The organism is Paenibacillus macquariensis (assembly GCF_900156375.1).
In the GTDB taxonomy this organism is placed as follows: domain Bacteria; phylum Bacillota; class Bacilli; order Paenibacillales; family Paenibacillaceae; genus Paenibacillus_AQ; species Paenibacillus_AQ macquariensis.
Map to the genome: position 1 here is coordinate 52629 of NZ_FTNK01000012.1, position 18065 is coordinate 70693.

17 protein-coding genes are annotated in these 18065 nt (G+C 39.2%); 3 read left to right on the forward strand and 14 right to left on the reverse strand.

The window, feature by feature from the left end:
* Positions 1–224: 224 nt before the first annotated feature.
* Both BW961_RS19585 and BW961_RS19595 read right to left on the reverse strand, forming a co-directional pair.
* Positions 225–2144 carry an RICIN domain-containing protein gene (locus BW961_RS19585; RefSeq protein ID WP_068586539.1) on the reverse strand — a complete coding sequence of 640 codons (1920 nt, stop codon included), beginning with the start codon at positions 2142–2144 and terminating at the stop codon, positions 225–227.
* Between the two features lie 701 nt (positions 2145–2845).
* Positions 2846–3529: a formylglycine-generating enzyme family protein gene (locus BW961_RS19595; protein ID WP_068586663.1), complete on the reverse strand. Its 684-nt coding sequence runs from the start codon at positions 3527–3529 to the stop codon at positions 2846–2848.
* A 229-nt stretch (positions 3530–3758) separates the two neighbouring features.
* On the opposite strand from BW961_RS19595, the gene BW961_RS19600 reads away from it, so the two are divergent.
* Positions 3759–4991 (forward strand): MFS transporter, encoded by a 1233-nt coding sequence (locus BW961_RS19600; protein WP_068586535.1) that lies wholly within the window; start codon positions 3759–3761, stop codon positions 4989–4991.
* A 116-nt stretch (positions 4992–5107) separates the two neighbouring features.
* On the opposite strand, the gene BW961_RS19605 is transcribed toward BW961_RS19600, so the two are convergent.
* Positions 5108–6754 carry an alkaline phosphatase gene (locus BW961_RS19605; RefSeq protein ID WP_068586533.1) on the reverse strand — a complete coding sequence of 549 codons (1647 nt, stop codon included), beginning with the start codon at positions 6752–6754 and terminating at the stop codon, positions 5108–5110.
* A 442-nt stretch (positions 6755–7196) separates the two neighbouring features.
* On the opposite strand from BW961_RS19605, the gene ppk1 reads away from it, so the two are divergent.
* A complete protein-coding gene (ppk1, locus tag BW961_RS19610; RefSeq protein WP_068586530.1) occupies positions 7197–9281 on the forward strand; it encodes a polyphosphate kinase 1 in 2085 nt (694 codons plus the stop codon).
* On the opposite strand, the gene BW961_RS19615 is transcribed toward ppk1, so the two are convergent.
* The 3 genes from BW961_RS19615 to BW961_RS19625 form a co-directional block, all read right to left on the reverse strand.
* Positions 9259–10791: a Ppx/GppA phosphatase family protein gene (locus tag BW961_RS19615; protein ID WP_082867501.1), complete on the reverse strand. Its 1533-nt coding sequence runs from the start codon at positions 10789–10791 to the stop codon at positions 9259–9261. The genes ppk1 and BW961_RS19615 overlap by 23 nt on opposite strands.
* A gap of 151 nt (positions 10792–10942) precedes the next feature.
* Entirely contained in the window at positions 10943–11434 is a 492-nt protein-coding gene (locus BW961_RS19620; RefSeq protein WP_068586525.1) for a P-loop nucleotide/nucleoside kinase family protein, read from the reverse strand.
* 157 nt (positions 11435–11591) lie between these two features.
* Positions 11592–12179, reverse strand: a complete 588-nt coding sequence (locus BW961_RS19625; RefSeq protein ID WP_068586522.1) for a DJ-1/PfpI family protein — start codon at positions 12177–12179, stop codon at positions 11592–11594.
* 136 nt (positions 12180–12315) lie between these two features.
* On the opposite strand from BW961_RS19625, the gene BW961_RS19630 reads away from it, so the two are divergent.
* Positions 12316–12756: an Lrp/AsnC family transcriptional regulator gene (locus tag BW961_RS19630; protein ID WP_068586518.1), complete on the forward strand. Its 441-nt coding sequence runs from the start codon at positions 12316–12318 to the stop codon at positions 12754–12756.
* Between the two features lie 54 nt (positions 12757–12810).
* On the opposite strand, the gene BW961_RS19635 is transcribed toward BW961_RS19630, so the two are convergent.
* The 8 genes from BW961_RS19635 to BW961_RS19670 form a co-directional block, all read right to left on the reverse strand.
* A complete protein-coding gene (locus BW961_RS19635; protein ID WP_068586514.1) occupies positions 12811–13140 on the reverse strand; it encodes a hypothetical protein in 330 nt (109 codons plus the stop codon).
* A gap of 22 nt (positions 13141–13162) precedes the next feature.
* Positions 13163–13348, reverse strand: coding sequence for a hypothetical protein (locus tag BW961_RS19640; protein WP_068586511.1), 186 nt, complete (start codon positions 13346–13348; stop codon positions 13163–13165).
* 199 nt (positions 13349–13547) lie between these two features.
* A complete protein-coding gene (locus BW961_RS19645; protein WP_068586508.1) occupies positions 13548–14027 on the reverse strand; it encodes a hypothetical protein in 480 nt (159 codons plus the stop codon).
* A gap of 53 nt (positions 14028–14080) precedes the next feature.
* Complete coding sequence (locus BW961_RS19650; protein WP_068586505.1) at positions 14081–14638, reverse strand: GNAT family N-acetyltransferase; 558 nt, start codon at positions 14636–14638, stop codon at positions 14081–14083.
* A gap of 25 nt (positions 14639–14663) precedes the next feature.
* Positions 14664–15140 (reverse strand): hypothetical protein, encoded by a 477-nt coding sequence (locus tag BW961_RS29975; RefSeq protein ID WP_156510142.1) that lies wholly within the window; start codon positions 15138–15140, stop codon positions 14664–14666.
* A gap of 77 nt (positions 15141–15217) precedes the next feature.
* Positions 15218–15580: a hypothetical protein gene (locus BW961_RS19660; protein WP_068586499.1), complete on the reverse strand. Its 363-nt coding sequence runs from the start codon at positions 15578–15580 to the stop codon at positions 15218–15220.
* A 552-nt stretch (positions 15581–16132) separates the two neighbouring features.
* Positions 16133–17647 (reverse strand): UDP-N-acetylmuramoyl-L-alanyl-D-glutamate--2,6-diaminopimelate ligase, encoded by a 1515-nt coding sequence (locus BW961_RS19665; RefSeq protein WP_068586495.1) that lies wholly within the window; start codon positions 17645–17647, stop codon positions 16133–16135.
* A gap of 154 nt (positions 17648–17801) precedes the next feature.
* Positions 17802–18050: a hypothetical protein gene (locus BW961_RS19670; RefSeq protein ID WP_068586492.1), complete on the reverse strand. Its 249-nt coding sequence runs from the start codon at positions 18048–18050 to the stop codon at positions 17802–17804.
* Positions 18051–18065 lie beyond the last annotated feature (15 nt).

Here is an 18065-nt window from a genome sequence, read left to right on the forward strand (position 1 = left end):
ATGATAACTGGACATTTATACGACTTATATTCATTTCGCCCCATTTATTAGATATCAAATGAATCCCTTCATGAATAATAGTTTACATATTATTTATTATGTATACCAATTAGCGTACGTTGGTATAATTGTTGTTGTTTTCCCGGAGAATTCACAATAGATTATATTTAATTAACACAAAGACGCCATCCCGATAATTCGGATAGCGTCTCCTTTTAACCTTATTAATTCACTTTCACCAATTTCCAGAGCTGGTTAGACGAACCACGCCCGGTGTATTGGATAATTGAAGCCGAATTGGAAGTAGATTCACCTTTAACATCAAGTACTTTATCGCTATTGATATTCACAATGGAGTAGTAACCTCCACCTGCGTCAATGAGCTTCCATTCTTGATTGACACCCCGCCATTCCGTATCGTGGTACTGGACGGCCTGCCCTCCGTCTGACGTGGATTCACCTTGAATTTCTAGCATTTTACCGCTATTATGGTTTTTGATTTTATAAATGCCTCTGCCCATATCTACAAATTGCCATTGTTGATTGGTTCCGCCGTTATCTGCGTATTGAACGACACTCGTGCTATCGTCAAGATAGGCACCCTTGACATCCATTACTTTCCCGGAATTTTTATTCACAATTTTGTAGTATGCAGATGTATCAATTGCTGCACTGGACATGTGATCTTTAAGGTTCGCACCATCGACTACATAAGTAGTTACAGAATAAGCAGGCACTGTATTCTGGAACGACTTGTTGTTCAATGCCACATTGATATTTGCAAAATTTTCCGGCGTTACACCATTGGAGGGAGCTACTGTGCGATACGCCGTTACTGACCCGTTAATATCACCGAATTTAGACAGATCATAAGTAACATCGTTAGAAGAGCTGCGATCGTTAACCGTGACGATGACTAGTTTTTGGGAAGCTTCATCGTATGCCGCAATGGAATCGCCATCTTCTATATCGATGATTTTATACCCTGGACGAATGAACTTGCTCCATTGGGCCATGGACCAAAATTTTTGTTTAATATTTGGAGTAAAAGCGTTGTTATTTGCGTCGTTTAAATCGGTCTCAATCATCCCCCACCCGGGAGCGGCATTGTCCTCTACGGCTTGCCAATAAACCCAAGCGGAGTTTTTCATGTACTTGATGTCCGATACGATGGATCTCGACATTTCGATCCCGTTCGCTTCGCCATCGCCGTGCTCAGCCATCCAAATCGGTTTGTTTCCCGCGGCATAGAAGACTTGTTTTCGCTCAGAATCGTTCCCGTAATACGTATGGACATTGTACTGACTTATCATAGACTTCGTTGTATCTGTATAGGCATTGATCGTGTCTCGCGCTAGAAAAACGGCGTTCGAATCCGCGGAGCTTTGGGTTGTCGGCAAACCCTTTTGCACTAATGCATCATGTACGTGTTGGATAATCGTTCCTCTGCTGTACTGCGAGTAGAAGGCTCCCTCTTGACGGTTGCTGTACACCCAGAACCCGTCTGGTTCGTTGATCGGAGAAAGTGTTCTGAATGTAATCCCTTCATTGTCCTTAAAATGTTGAACGACAGTAGTCAAATAATCCGCGAAATCATCGAACATATCGCCTTTCAGGTTATCCGTTAATGGTACTACTGGGCCTGTAACACTGCCACTATTCGTCATCCACCAAGGGGGCGAGTTTGCAAAAGCTTCGGCGATAAATTCTTGTGGTTGGTTTCTTGCTTTGGCGGCTTGCAGCATCCAACGTTGATTCGCATCGCTGCTCCAATCATAGTCCGCCGTTGGGCTCGCCTTAAACCCCGGAACGGCTGCACGAAGTTCCAAAAAATTATGCTGAGGATTTTCACCGCCGCCGATATTGTAACGAACAATATTAAAGCCTAAACCTTGGTTCACATCAAATAATTGATCTGCATACCAGTTGCGTGTTGTATCCGATGCGCCTCCGACCCGGTTCGCAAACCAAGCTAATGAAGTACCCCAGCCTTCCCAGGTTTGATACTGCTTATCCGGGTTTACGGTGGCAGTGTAAGATGAAGCGCTTACAGTCCTTTGGAGAAATGGTGCACAAAGTGAAAAAATCAGTGCAGAAACAGTTACCATTACAGTAAACCTTCGTTTAATCAACTGCTTTCCCATGTAATTCATCCTCCAATCTTTTATTTTAAATTTTAATGTCTTAACCGTATGTAATATGATTCATATCATGGCCAATGGATGTCAGTATAGTGAACTATTTAAACTTTAGTGAAAAATTGGAATGTTTAAGACCACATGCTTGGAAAAAGTGATAAATAATATAAACTTTCTTTTATCTTCAAAAAAGTTCGTACATATTCCTGCGAAGATAATGGCTATCCAGCATACTCTATGACCCCCATTTTTGATAATCAATTCATCACTTCTCATTGATCCCTCTCACATTGCGGTCGATCTGCAAATAGAATAATAATAAGCAATTGGATATTTACACCATATAAAAAACCTCTTAAATTTTGAGAGGTTTTTATGTTTATCATCGAATATTTTCCTCAGCTCATCAAAAGTAACAAAAATGATATTTTTCCATTAAAAGTAATAAATAGTGCGCTGAAGTTGTCGGTATTAGGTCGTGATTCATTTAAAAAACAGCTCACAATCGAAACAGCGTATAATTTATGTTATACGCTGTTTTTCAAGAGCTCTTTTAGAGTGATTTCATTTACTTATGTAGTTATTATGTAATGACTCAAAACCACGCTAAAAGCTACCACATTATGATTCCCATTGTATTTTCACACATTTCACTAACAACAAACCCCCACAATGCACCAATCTATTGTGAGGGTTTATATTATTTCTCATTCAGTTGCTTCCTTACAATCAGCGTAATCCCTCACTATTAAAGTCTGAGCAAGTCGAAACCCAAGATCATCGATACTAAATGTTGGGTGGCTTCGCCGACGACATGTTGCCCCACACCCTCTTTCCTCTTCAGCCCAACTACCACCGCGAAAGATTCGGTATGTTCCGTATACATTCTCATCATATACATCCCAACACCATTCCCACACATTTCCTAACATATCATACAACCCCCATGCATTCGGTTCCTTCCCTCCGACTTCATGGCTGTTCCCTCCGGAATTCTGATTATACCAGGCAACCTTATCTATCTCTCCATATCTATATCCTGTCGTACCCGCTTTACACGCATACTGCCACTCCGCTTCCGAAGGAAGGCGATACCCATCTGATTCCCAATCACAGATGATATCTTCACCATCAGCACCTATTGAATAACACGCTTTCAATCCCGCCTGTTGAGAAAGTAGATTACAAAAGGTAATCGCATCATGCCAAGATATATTCACAACCGGCTTGAGATTTCTATCATCTGAGTAAGGAAATTTCTTTGTAATCGCATGATATAGTTCTGCAGTCACAGCATATGGCGCAAGAAGGAAGGGGCTTATTTCGGCCTTCCATTTCTTTTGTGTTCTATCGTCTCTCAACTCTATTTCTCCACCTGGAATTTTCACCATCGGATAGTCAATATGGCGATCTGACACGTAATTCACCTCCTCATCTATACAACTTAGTTATCATTTATGCCCGGGCTATTTATGTAGAGTATATATAATTATTTTGTTTCGTTCCACATTTTTCTATATACTTCGTGACAAACTAAATCAAATTGAGCATAATAATGTAATAGTAAAATCGCAATTTGATTTTCATAATTCAGTTATCATACATAGGAGGTTATTATTTTTGGCAAGTTCCAAGTCACAATCGTCACCCATAGCATCAACAGCAAATACAGTATACCCGATACTATTTGCGATCAGTATTGTTCATCTCTTGAACGACACGATGCAGTCAACCGTCTCTGCTCTCTTCCCAATTCTTAAAGATTCTATGAGCTTAACCTTCGGCCAGATCGGTCTGATTGCCTTCGCAATGAATATTACGGCATCTCTTCTTCAACCTCTTGTTGGTATGTTCTCCGACATCAAACCCCGACCTTACATACTGCCATTAGGTGTTTGTTTCACTCTGTTGGGTGTCGTCATGTTGTCCATAGCTCCGAATTTCGCATTTGTATTACTGTCTGTGATCTCGATCGGCATAGGATCAGCGGTATTTCATCCCGAATCATCACGTGTTGCATACCTAGCGAGTGGAGGCAAACGAGGGCTTTCTCAATCAATTTTCCAAGTTGGGGGGAATATCGGGAGTGCACTAGGACCAATCATGACCGCACTCATATTCGTAAAAATTGGTCAGTTTGGCGTCATCTGGTTCTCCATAGCGGCTGTCATTGCGATTGCCATTCAATACAGAGTAGCACAGTGGTACGGCAAGCTCCCACTTCATGTTCGACCTGCTAAGAAGAACAAAGCATCTGCGGAAGTTCGTACTCATGGATTAAGCCGTGCCCATGTAATATGGACGATTGTTATATTGGTATTTCTCGTATTTTCGAAAAATGTATACATGTCTAGCATCACGTCCTATTACACATTTTTCTTAATCGAAACGCATGGGGTAACAGTACAGCAAGCACAATACTTTCTATTCGCTTTCCTTGCCGCAGCGGCTGTAGGCACCTTCTTTGGGGGTCCCTTATCTGACCGATTCGGACGGAGAAATATCATATGGTTATCCATCTTAGGCACAGCCCCATTCTCTATCCTTCTCCCCCATGTGTCATTGGGTTTAGCAGCTGTTCTAAGTATATGCGCGGGTTTCATACTTTCCTCAGCGTTCTCCATCATTGTCGTATATGCACAAGAGCTTGTACCCGGTAAAATCGGATTAATATCCGGATTATTCTTCGGTTTAGCCTTTGGACTAGGTGGATTAGGATCTGCTGTTATGGGGAATATTGCGGATTTCACAAGCATTCCTTTTATAATGAATATCTCGTCATACCTACCTTTACTCGGGCTTCTAGCTATCTTTCTACCCAAGGATAAGGACATTAGAGGATCAACAAGTTAAATCAGTATATAGCAACTGCCAGCGTATTCCGATGAAGTATCGGTAACACGCTGGCAGTTTTTTTGTAGATAAGTGACTATTGTATACAACATATGAGCATTCTAGACATTAGTGCATTATTTAATCAAATCTACTGCTTCCTGTGATACCCATATTTTGCCTTCGATCATGACAGTCAAAGCATTTAATTTGATGGTTTTACCGTCCACAATAGCTAGGTTTTTATCAATCGGTAGCTTAAGTGTTTGGCTAGCCTTTTTCACGAGTACGACAGGATTTGTTTTATCTGTCTTATCGATTGTAACCGTAGCTCCTTTATCCTTGAACTTTTGACCTGATACGAACAGTGTATTCTCAAGCGAAGTCAGATCAAGTCCTGTAACATTTTGAATGTATTTATTCACATCCGTGTTCTGAATCACGCCACTTTGAGCGAAATCAGTTGGTTTGAAATTAGCTGGATGATACGCGAATAATCCGATTTCTTCCGATGTGTGGTCATCTGTAGAGAACGTTACACCTATTTTTTCTCCAATTATTTTACCAATGACAGGTGAGAGGTTATCTTTCAATCCTTCTCGAACGGCTTTAGCTTCTTCTTTCGTCAAATCGCTAAGTCCATAATTTTCAGCAAGGACTTGTTTGAAATTCTTCTCATTAATGATACCCTCAATGCCATAGCTGGTATGCTTCGCTTTCTTTAATACAGATACTAAATCTGTAGCAGAGTCGTAGTTAGTCATATTCAGTCCACCTGTGGCATGGTCAGAGACGGATAATACAGCTGTATTTCCATCTTTCTTGGCAAAATCAATCGCTTCTTTGAAAGCTTTATCAAACGCCAATGTTTCGCTGATAATCCCAACTGGATCGTTATCATGGCCATACCAGTCAATCTGACTTGCTTCAACCATCAAGACGAAGCCCTTCTCATTCTGAGACAATTTATCGACAGCGACTTTAGTCATTTCAGCAAGACTTGGTTGCTCTTTAGGGTTCAAATCAAAGTCAGCATCTAATGCTTCAGTATTGAATAGACCCCATATTTTATTCGTTTTCGAATTCATTAATCCTGCTTTATCAGTGACATATTCATAACCATTGGATTTAAGTACTTTCGTTAAATCTTCGCCATCTTTACGATTGATATCTTCCTTACCCGGTACTAGGTAACCCGCTCCACCCCCGAGAAGAACATCTACACCGCTATACACCATTTGTTCTGAAATAGAATCTGCATTATCGCGGGTATAGGCATGACTTAAGAAAGTTGCTGGTGTAGCATCCGTTAATTCACATGTAAATACAGTTCCTGTACTTTTACCTGCTAGTCTAGCCGCATCCATAATCGTAGGAAGCGGTTTGTTCAAGTCGCCTGGCTTAACAGCATCCACAAAAGGCATCGTTATTTTATCAGGAAGAATTGCTACGCTTTCACTCTTGATCTTATGCCCTGTTGAGTAAGCAGAAGCTCCTGCTGCTGAATCCGTCGTAATTGAATCTGTCGAATAGGTTCTAACCAATCCACTGAAATACTTATCAATCGTAAGAGGTTTACCACCCTGATACCAACGAGTCAGATTTACATCAGATAGACTCATACCATCCGTAATAAACAGAATAACGTTCTTTACCTGCTTGTTTGGTGAAGCATCCGTTGTAGTCGTTGCAGCATTGGCGTATGTAACCCCGTTACCTCCTACAAGCAAACTGCATGAAAGTGCGGTAGTACAAATTCCTGCAAACCATCTTTTTCTCATCATAGACTCCCTCTTGTTAATGTATTGTTAATATATTTATAGTATAGAACATGGATGTTTGGTGTAATGCCATAAATCGACTTGTTTTATTAATTTTACAGCTCTATTCAATCGGTTTGTAAACATAAGTTAAAACGCTTAAACTTTCACACCATGATTATATGAATGAGAAAATGTGATTAGAATCTTGGAACCGGTTTCTCAAGATGTACTGTATCATATATCCGAAATAATACATACATAAATTAACAAATTCATATGATTAAAATATCTCTTACCATCACCTTAGTTTACGTAATAATTATTATGTAAACTAATTGTGAATATCTATACTATAACTACTAAATATTTCATGTTTTATTCAATATTTTTACACAGCGTTTACAATTATAATGTAAGCTAATAAAGAACAAAGACGATAATAACAAAGCATGGTGGAGGAATTATGATCTCAGACGAAAAAGCAGTATTAAATCGCACCTTACCATCCGTATATCTAAACCGTGATCTAAGTTGGCTTGAATTTAACTGGCGTGTCCTTCAGGAAGCTCAGGATACAGACAATTTACTTTTAGAGCGGGCTCACTTTTTAGCCATTGTCTCTACTAATCTAGAAGAATTCATGAGTGTTCGTGTAGCAGGTATCCAAGACCAGATTAGAGCTGGCTACACTAAAAAGGATTTCACAGGCTACACACCCATTGGACTGTACAAACGTCTTTTGAAAAAAGTATCCAAAATGATTAATGAACAGTATCGTACGTTTCGAGATATATCTAAACTACTGTCCAAAGAGGGTATCGTCTTTTCCACGTATGACGAATTAAATGATGTTCAACAGGAAGTTATGGATCAGTATTATCAAGATATTATCTTCCCAGTATTGACACCTATGGCCGTGGATCAAAGCCGCCCTTTCCCACTTGTTCATAGTCAATATGTTTATTTGTCTGTGGTGCTAAGCCGAGTAGGAAATGAGGGGGAAGAGCCTTATTTCGCTATTTTACAAATACCGTCTAACTTAGCGCGTTGTATCGCCCTTCCTCATCGTAGCAACAGTAAGAAGCGCCAATTTATATTTATCGAAGATCTGATCAAACAGCATATTCACACACTATTTAGTGGTTATTCACCTATAGCTGTTCATGAATTCCGCATCACACGTAACTCTGATCTTACGATCAATGAAGAAGGCGCCGAAGATCTATTGGAAGAGATTGAGAAGGAATTACGCAAGCGTAGATGGGGTTCACCTGTTTGTTTAGAGGTTGAAAAAGGAATCCACCCTTACGCTCTAAGTCAGCTACAATCGGAATTTGAAATTACCGACTTCATCATTGAAATTGACGGTCCACTCGACCTCAGCTTTCTCCATAGTTTTGCAGGATCACTGAAGGGGTTCTCTCATTTAAGCAATAGCCCGATCGAACCTGTATATCCTTTGGAATTTGATGAGAATGAGGATTTCTTCGAGGTACTCAGAGAGCGTGACGTACTCGTATATCATCCTTATGAATCATTCGAAGCTGTGACAGACTTTATCATTCAAGCTTCTGAAGATGAGCATGTCATGGCGATTAAGATGACGTTATATCGCGTGAGTGGTAACTCTCCGCTCATTCAAGCTTTAGCTACTGCTGCAGAGTCTGGTAAACAAGTTACCGTTGTGGTGGAATTGAAAGCGAGATTTGATGAAGAACGTAATATCGCATGGGCACGCAAGCTCGAGAAATCTGGTTGCCACGTGGTATATGGCCTCATCGGTTTAAAAACACACGCTAAAATTACACTCATCGTGCGACAAGAAGACCATGGCTTACAGCGTTACGTTCATGTAGGCACAGGAAATTACAATGACAGTACCGCTAAAGTGTATACGGATTTGAGTCTATTCACATCCAATCATGACATCGGCATAGATGCTTCAGAGTTATTCAACCAGATGACAGGTTACTCGAACAATTATGAGTGGGATGCGATTACCGTTGCTCCCTCCAATATGAGTCAATCTCTCTTCAAACTTATACGTAGAGAAGCTGAACATGCAGCTGCTGGCAGACCTGCTAGTATCATTGCGAAGATGAATTCCTTATCGAATCAAGAAATGATTGACGAGTTGTATGCAGCATCCCAAGCGGGAGTTCATATAGACCTCATTGTGCGTGGCGTATGTTGCCTAAGACCTGGTGTACCTGGTTTAAGCGAACACATTACGGTACGGAGTATTGTTGACCGGTTCCTGGAACATTCACGCATTTATTATTTCGAAAATGGTGGTACGCCTGAGGTATGGATCTCCAGTGCGGATTGGATGACTCGGAACTTAACCAGACGTATCGAACTGATGTGTCCGGTATATGATCCTAATATTCTGAATCTAGTCTCCAAAATATTGCAATTAACGCTTAAAGATAATGTGAAATCTAGATTCCTACAGTCGAGCGGCAGTTATGAGTTCTCAGACGACAAAGAGGCTCCATTCAGGAGCCAGTATGAAGCGATGAAGGTTAAGAAATGGAAGAAAAATTAATCTTTAATTTGAGGTCCCAAGAGCTTTTGAATACTTTTGCTACATTATCCATTTCCTCTTGTTCGATCCAAGTTTCAACATCACTCTGACTGGTGAGATACAGTGTCTTATTTCGAATCTCAGTCTGAATTTCTTTGACAGCCTGCGTCTCACTTTGATCAAGAGCGATACACAATTGTACGAGTGATCCTAACTTATGGATCCATTCTTCGTCGGAAGCAAGTAATATGTCCTGATGGTCTAGGGACAATTTCTGCTTCCGGCTTTTTGTATTATAGGAGGCTATTAAGGCACAAAGAATGATCTCCCTATGCGTAAGTCCACGAATAGATGAATTCATGATCCAATAATGTGTATGTCGATTGTATTGATAGTAGTTGATGTGACCACCAATCCGGTACAACATAATAGACACGTACAGAAGCTTCTTATGCTCCTCGCTATCTCCATCGCTTCTCAACGTTTCGTATAACGTATTGGATAGTGTATAGACATGATCTAAATGCGCTCGTGAACCTTCAGCCTCAAAAGTAAGTAATGTCTGGATACTATAATCAAGCGTACTTGGTTTAACCGACTGTGCCGGATTGATGAGATCATGTAACATCCCTTCACGTAATCCTTCACCACTGATAAGACAATGTTTAGCTTGGATATAATGATAGACCGTATGGACAATAATGAGTCCAGAAACAATAATATCGGCCCGACTCTTGGATAACCCGTTAATTTGTTTACGTTTCTCTAAAGGAAGGCTTGGGAGTATGTTATAGAGCTGATCTACACTTTCTGTTGTCAGTGTATATCCGTGCGAGATTGGCAAAGAGTAATGAGCGTCTTTCTGGTCTATTTTACCGAGAGAGCGTATCGTTCCACCTAGACCAAATAAAGGTAACTGATATCTCGATTGCATCCACTCATGCTCTTCAAGCATGCTAAGCACATATTCACGTAGCTTAAGGATCTGTTCTTCATTCCAATTCCCATCGTTGCCAAACTTAACGTTAGTATTTACTGCTCCAAAGGGTAATGACACACTTTTCTTGAAAATGCGGTTCTCAAATAACGTGATTTCTGTACTGCCGCCGCCGATATCGACAATGAACCCATCCTCAATATCAAAGGAATTAATAACACCTAGAAACCCGAAATATGCCTCTTCTTCCCCTGAAACAAGTGTAATATCTATAGTGGATTCCTGTGACAGGAACTCGATGATTTCTTGAGAATTCGTAGCATTACGAATCGCTGCAGTTGCTCCAGCACGGATTTCTTCCACTCCGAAGGTGTTACAAACCTGTCTGAATTGTTTGAGAATCGGTACAATAGTAGACATTTCTATCTTGTCCAGACTTCCCTGCTCATTAATCTTCGCACTCAAACGGGCGGAATGTTTACATTCCTTAATAATCTTGTATCCTCCATCGGGTGTTGTATCATAAATGACCAACCGAATGGAATTGGAACCGATGTCGACAATGCCAATCCGATATGGTGTTACTTTCATCATATATACTCCTTTTTCTTGCTGAGTGGTGGCTGCTACCTAAGTCATTAATATACCATATTCTTGGATAAAATGCGGTAGGAGGCTTCTAAGATGATATACAATATGCTGGAATACCAATAAGGGTAATGACTGTAGTGATTCTCCATTTATTTTACTGTTCATCGATATAGGTAATCCGTGCAGATATCTCATCTTCCGTGGGTTCATCAAATTTAGAATCGAAATATTGTCGCATCTCATCATCAATATGATATACAGTCGATTGTCTATTGGCTATATCTTGATTTCTCCTATGTAATTGTTGCTGAATTTGTATGTCTGGTGTGTTAATATAATGCAGTTCAGTCGTTATTCCTTTACTTGAAAAATGTCGTCTGACTTCTGTTCTTTCTTTCCTACTCCAATAGCCAAAGTCCAGAACTACATTTACACCTATAGATACTAATTCCTCTGCAAGGTGATATAGGTAAGCACTACTCTTACGAAGGATGCGTTGATGTTGATCGCCCAATTCTTCTTCAAACAGCGAAAGCATTAAATCATCACAGGATAAAATCATCGCTTGATGACGTTCTTTTAATGTCTTGGCATAGGTACTCTTCCCGCTCCCTACTTTGCCACATAGCATATATATGATCGCCATTTCTGAGTTCACTCCTATCTGTGAGCTTACTTACAAGATTATAGATAATATTATCATAAAAGAGAATGAAGGCATCATCAATTTAGGAACCCACAACGAACAAGAGCTTATATTACTAGCTTCCCATCAATATAAACTCTTGTTCAAGTAGTCAATATTAATTTGCAAATCCCATTAATTCTTTCACATGATTGACGTTTGTGAGTGAAGTTAATTGTTCAAGTAAGAGAAAAGCAACATCAAATCCAGTCGCTGGATTTGATGAAGTTATAATATGGCCGTCGTGCACAATAGGAGCGTTCTGAACGTTTACACCAAATGATGATAATTGATCTAGTCGATGACTCGTTGGATCGTTGTAGGTAGTTGCCTTTCTATCTTGTAATATCCCACTTTTGCCCAAAGCTAAAGATGCTACGCAAATACTAGCAATCGGTTTTTGTCTAGCATGAAAGTACCTAATAACGCCGAGAAACCTTTCATCAAAGGCGTCATTGTAGAATCCAGCTTCTTCAAATCCACCAGGGATAGCTAGAGCATCAAATTCTTCTAAATCTATATCTGATACCACCTTTTCAGGGATGATCGTGAAGTTCCAAGTGCATTTTATTTGTTCTCGTAATCCTACAGTCACTACCTCTGTAGTTCCATCACCTTCCCACCTATTCCAACCAAAAACGTCTGTGAATACACTAGCTTCTGCAGCTTCAAATCCATCTGCTAATAATAGCAATATCTTTTTCATCATTCACCCTCCTTTGTTATTATATTAGACAGAAATAAAGGCTAATAACATAAGCTAGGAACGATTAAACTACCGTTTAACTTTACTTATTTAAGAGATTGATCTAGTATTCTTAATAAAAAAAGGTTGTGTACGAATGGATAAGATTGATGAGAGAATATTAACTGAATTACAGAAGAATGCTAAGATTTCAATGAAAGATTTGGCTGACATTGTTCATTTGTCTTCACCAGCTGTCATTGAACGAGTAAGAAAGTTAGAAGATAATAATACGATTGAAGGATATCATGCGAGTGTATCTCTACAACAATTAGGTCGGAACATCGTAGCTCTTATATTATTTGAATCAAAGGACTGCAAAGCTCTTGCACACTTTTGTAATCATCATCCTGACGTATTGGAATGCTATCGGGTCGCTGGGGCAATTAGCTATATTGCAAAAGTAGCGACGCATTCTGTGGAGAGTCTAGAGGTATTTATCGACGAATCCATGAAATATGGAACACCTTCAACTAATATTGTGTTGTCTTCAAATGAGAAGAAAGTAAGAACTACGTATACAGATGAAAGTATATAGGGATTGAAACAGTTCCCTAAATACAAAAAAAATGATCCAAGGATCACTTTTAGACTAGCTTCTTCTCATTCTTATGGCTGACACAAGATATAGAATAAGGACTACACCAAACAAATTCCATAAACTCGGTATTACTACAAGAGATAAATAAAGACCGTAAGGCAAGGACCACACCAATACGATGAACATTAAGATTGCACTTCTCAGTAACGAAGCAATGATGCCTAGACATGCCGGTAATATTAACATGATAGAAATAATTAGTATGGTATCATTTCTCGCTGGTGTCTTTGAATACGGATTCCAGAACAATAATACAAGACAAAGAATAATACATCCGACAGAGGCAACAACAGCACTAAAAAGAGGTTTTTTAAAGTTCATTTAATGCCCTCCCTTGTCAACGTTAGAACCATCTACCAAACTTCTTTTTATAGATTACAGGAATGTGATTGTACTGCGCCCAACCCGTAAGTTCTTCCATCCCCTTGTCTTCATCCAAATGAAATTGAAAACACCAATAGATAGGTACCATCATCTTGTTCTTAGGTTTAATTCCTAAGACGTATTTCTTTCCTCGTATACTCTTCATCACCATCAAGCTCTTAATCTGGCTAGGTTCAAGTCAATATCAGAGCAGTATAGAAGCTAATGAATATGAAATCAAAGATACCTGATGGATTTTCGATCTTGAAGGAACTACTTTGGAGTATCTTCTGTTCCATTCTTGATATGTCCTCTCCTATCGTAATCTATCTAAAATCGTAAAATCTCTAAACTAGAATTCGCCATTATATCCATCTTGTGAACCCTTTTTGGAGAAAAGGAATTTGATTCTGCTCTGCCCAGTTCTTCAATTCTTTCATCCCCTGATCTTCTTCCTCAAGGAATCGAAAACACAAATTGGTAGGAACGTATTTCTTGTCGGTTGGTCTAATTCCTAGAAGGGGTCTGAAATACCCCGTAACCATTAGCATCTTGATTTCATTAGCTTCAACAATGCGATCATTAATAAATAGGGAATCCCGACTAATCATTAAGAGAGTCGTTTTCATAGATTTCCTATAGATAAAGATGATTAGCACAATGGTATATATAAGTATCTGGGCACCACCAAGATACAAAATGCTCTGAGGCGTATAGTCGTTCTGAATCTGTCGGATTAGCCAAGTCATCGATATTATTAACAACATACTAATGCCTAATATCTGTGAATTCCCGGAAGGGTATTGGATCTTAAATTTAGTGTTCTGTAACATCATTTGCTGCATGTTAGTGATCTCACTCCTTGCACTTTGAATTACCCAAAATGGGCATACATTCGTTATTCACATATGCGTTGGAACTCATTCTCGAGGATAGACATCATAATCAAGTCATGAAACTTCCCTTCTGAATACAGCCAATCTCTTTGAACGCCCTCACGCTGAAATCCAATTTTCTCATAAACATGGATGGCTCTCGGATTAAATGCATACACTTCAAGACCAATACGATGTAGGTTCAACGTTTCAAACCCATATCTAAGCATAAGATTCATAGCTTCCGTGCCATAACCTTTCCCACTTTGTTGCATTCCAATAGCTATACGAATATTTGCATTTCGGTTTATAGAATCAATTTCACTTAATACAACTTCCCCCAAAAATTCATCCGTATCTTTCGATATGATCATGAAGTCAACACGATCCTCATGTATCTTACTAATGTTCTTAATCCAATCGGATATTTCATCTTGTGAGAAATCTCTTTGTGTCCCGGTCAAGCGGTTACTCTCAGGTTCCAACAGAAAAGCATGGTATGACTGAAAATCAGACTCCCGCGCGAGCCGTAAATTTATCGTAGTACCTTCAATTAGAAGTTCTGTATATTGCTTTGTCATTGACGTAATCCTTTCTGATCTTAAGTTATAACCTACCGAAACGTTTATGGACAAAAGGAATCTGATTGAGCTCTGCCCAGCTCTTCAATTCTTTCATTCCCTTATCTTCTTCCTCCATGAACCGAAAACACAAATGGGTCGGTACATTTTTTTTGTTGGTTGGTTTAATTCCTAGAATCGGTTTGAAGTATCCCATGACCATGACAATCTTAATCTGCTTAGCTTCAATTGTACGCCCATTAATGAATAATGATTCTGGATTTATATGTAGAACAGCCGGTTTAATAAATGCCCTAAAGATCATGAGTGTCAGCCAAATTACTAATATCAAAAGCGGAATACATTCGATATAAAATAGGCTCCAAGAAATATTGTCGTTCTTCATTAATATGACTAATAACCTTATGTGTAATATCAACATAATGCTAAACGATATGATGGGTACAATCACTGAAGGATACCTGATCTTAAATTTACTGTTAGGAAACGTTATTTGTTGCATAGTAATTATTTCACCCCAAATGCTCAAATTCATCTTCCATATAATAACACATATTCCTGAAGCGAATCTCATTACCATCAAATGTTCAACACTATTAAGATCCACTTGAAAAATTTCCACAGCATAGGAGGTACAAAGTAAAGTATCGTAGCAATTACACTTACAGTAAATAAGAATTCACCAAGCCTATTACTAAGAGTTGCTCCAAAATCGTTGTAATACTTGTTAGAAACCCATACTGCCGCTGCCCAAAATGGTATGGCCGCTAAAAATGGATAGTGAAAACCATCCGACACGTTTGAATATATATCTAGTCCAATTAAATTAAAGAGATAATTACTTACAATTAATTCATTTGCAAACTTCAAATTTATTAAAATTCCCAAACATATAAGGCCTAAAGAAAGTGATCCATAACCAAGTGGTTTCTTAATTGACACAATGTATCATCTCCTCGGCGAAAACATCATCCATATAATAACACATGACCCAATATAATGTTATCCATTCAACAATAATTCCAATCTTTACTTAAGCCGCCATAACCCTTGTTAACTGACCTTTCGATGGATTACGATTACATAGACAAGAGAAAAGAAAGAAGCCTAGGAATGAATATCATTCACCCAAGGCCTCGATTAAGTAGTACTAGAAACAAACATACTTATGTTTCATGGTTCAGATTTAGTCCTATTTCTTATTAAGCGGATAAGGCTATAAAGGAACAGGATAAACAGTCCCAAACCTAATCCAAACAAAACTATCGAAATCAATAAAGTTCCCCAATGAATATCCATCTCTAACCCCTATTCATGACAATTCCACATCATTTTATACGATTATTGTTCTTCCTCCGAACAATCGAAACATATTAAGGATTTATCCTCTAATACTATCCCGTTAATAAATCCATCATTACAGTAAATCTTTCGTTTACATGCTATACAGTAGCCAACAAGTTCTTGCATAACATCGTCTCCCAATTATATCTATTAAGCACGTATAGGGATGTCCTCTGTCCGAACAACATTCCCTACTTCTTCCCAATGGCGGTTCTGATATTCTTTTAAAATATGCTGAACTTCTGTCTTATAGTCATGACCTGCAATGAACACAATATCTCCTGTTGTTGCTAGTTCAATGGCTCTTTTTATTGCTAGTGGCCCATTTGGCATCAGTTCGCATGTTGTATTATTCGATGTAGCATAAATCCCCTGCCCGTTTGCTATTTCCTGAGTCATGCTATTCGTGGTTTCCTTAGATAAATGTTCTGCCGAAAGGATTACTACATCACTATGCTTAGCTGCGATATCCCTTATCCGTGAAAATGTGGTTCCCTCATCATGATCATCTTCACAGCTATACACCGTTATCACGCGCTGATCGGCAAGTTCGCGAAGCGTTGACAACGCGTTGCTAAATGCATCTGGTGTATGGGCGTAATCAACAATGACAATAAAGTCCTGAGAGGCTTCAATAATCTCCATTCTCCCACTCGTATTCCTGAATTCAGACAATGCTTGTTGGATGAGATGAAGCGGGATTTGTTCAGCTAGAGCCGTTGCAATAGCAGCAAGTGCATTATAGACATTAAAGGCACCTATCATGCTACATTCTATCGTTACCGTTCCCGCAAAGGAGACGAGTCTGAATGTTGTTCCTTTTACCGTTAGTTGAATGTCTTCAGCCATTACGTCAGCTTGTTTGTTAATACCGTATGTAATCACTTGTGCGGTTGTTAGACCATGAAATACTTCAGATGCCGGATCATCTGCGTTAAGAATAGCGAATTTATGTTTGGAATGTTCATACGAGAATGAATTCCCCATTCTTGAGAATAGAGATCCTTTTGCCATCAGATACTTGTCCATCGTCCCATGATAATCTAGATGGTCATTTGTTAAATTCGTGAAGACGGCTGTTCGAAAATCACATCCCACAACTCGTCCCATATCTAAACCTTGTGACGTCACTTCCATCACACAGTAGTCTGTCGAACAATTCTTCATTTTCGCTAAATTCGCTTGAAGCTTATGCGGTTCTTGTGTATTTATGTTACTTTTGACGATGGTGTTACCTATCTTTGTGCCGATATTACCCATGAGTCCTGTCCGATAATTAGCATGAGCTAGGATCGCTTCAATCATGTGACTCGTCGTTGTCTTTCCGTTGGTCCCTGTAACACCTATTAACTTCAGATTATGACTTGGGTAACCGAAGAAATGTGTGGACAACATGGCTAATGCGAATCTAGCATTCGGTACTTTTATTGTAGGGACCTGTGCGACGATATCCCGTTCGACAATTAAAGCCACGGCTCCCGCTTCTATCGCATGATCAATATATAGGTGACGATCTTCTTGAAGTCCTGGGATACCTGCTATACATACAAATAAATCACCTTGTTTCACTTCGCGTGAATTCATAGTGATCCCCGTGATATCAACGTCCAACTCGCCCTGAACGGATACTATTCTTAACTGCTCAACAAGTTCTTTTAACTTCAAGTAAGATACCTCCAATATATGATAAATTATCATTTTTTACATATATATTCGTTAAAAGTTATATCTTTCCTGTACTACGTTAAATTGAACCATCAAAAAACCTCTGGCGTTGTGCTCCAAAGGCTTCGATTTCGCTATTATCCAGTTCTGCTCACTATGCGCTTAGGACTTCGTATTTGAGCAACATGGATTGTTTCATAATCTTTCTTTTCATCAAATCACGTTGTACAGATACGGGTAGATTATAGAGTGTGTCTTCCTGCGCTAAGGCTAACAGGACTATTTTCGTTGCATCCATCGCTAGATCTTCATCTTGGAGGATATAATACGCCACTTGATAGCCATACGTTTCCAACCGCCTTAATACTTCTACTGTTCTATTAAAATAATCTGTTGATCTCATAATATCTACCTCGCC

What these genes read in the sequence shown, in the direction of transcription:
- BW961_RS19595 (WP_068586663.1), bottom strand. Translation starts at nt 3,529, where the DNA reads ATGGTGAAAATTCCAGGTGGAGAAATAGAGTTGAGAGACGATAGAACA.
- BW961_RS19605 (WP_068586533.1), bottom strand. Translation starts at nt 6,754, where the DNA reads ATGATGAGAAAAAGATGGTTTGCAGGAATTTGTACTACCGCACTTTCA.
- BW961_RS19585 (WP_068586539.1), bottom strand. Translation starts at nt 2,144, where the DNA reads ATGGGAAAGCAGTTGATTAAACGAAGGTTTACTGTAATGGTAACTGTT.
- BW961_RS19625 (WP_068586522.1), bottom strand. Translation starts at nt 12,179, where the DNA reads ATGAAAAAGATATTGCTATTATTAGCAGATGGATTTGAAGCTGCAGAA.
- BW961_RS19650 (WP_068586505.1), bottom strand. Translation starts at nt 14,638, where the DNA reads ATGACAAAGCAATATACAGAACTTCTAATTGAAGGTACTACGATAAAT.
- BW961_RS19630 (WP_068586518.1), top strand. Translation starts at nt 12,316, where the DNA reads ATGGATAAGATTGATGAGAGAATATTAACTGAATTACAGAAGAATGCT.
- BW961_RS19615 (WP_082867501.1), bottom strand. Translation starts at nt 10,791, where the DNA reads ATGATGAAAGTAACACCATATCGGATTGGCATTGTCGACATCGGTTCC.
- BW961_RS19640 (WP_068586511.1), bottom strand. Translation starts at nt 13,348, where the DNA reads ATGAAGAGTATACGAGGAAAGAAATACGTCTTAGGAATTAAACCTAAG.
- ppk1 (WP_068586530.1), top strand. Translation starts at nt 7,197, where the DNA reads ATGATCTCAGACGAAAAAGCAGTATTAAATCGCACCTTACCATCCGTA.
- BW961_RS29975 (WP_156510142.1), bottom strand. Translation starts at nt 15,140, where the DNA reads ATGCAACAAATAACGTTTCCTAACAGTAAATTTAAGATCAGGTATCCT.
- BW961_RS19645 (WP_068586508.1), bottom strand. Translation starts at nt 14,027, where the DNA reads ATGCAGCAAATGATGTTACAGAACACTAAATTTAAGATCCAATACCCT.
- BW961_RS19620 (WP_068586525.1), bottom strand. Translation starts at nt 11,434, where the DNA reads ATGGCGATCATATATATGCTATGTGGCAAAGTAGGGAGCGGGAAGAGT.
- BW961_RS19670 (WP_068586492.1), bottom strand. Translation starts at nt 18,050, where the DNA reads ATGAGATCAACAGATTATTTTAATAGAACAGTAGAAGTATTAAGGCGG.
- BW961_RS19635 (WP_068586514.1), bottom strand. Translation starts at nt 13,140, where the DNA reads ATGAACTTTAAAAAACCTCTTTTTAGTGCTGTTGTTGCCTCTGTCGGA.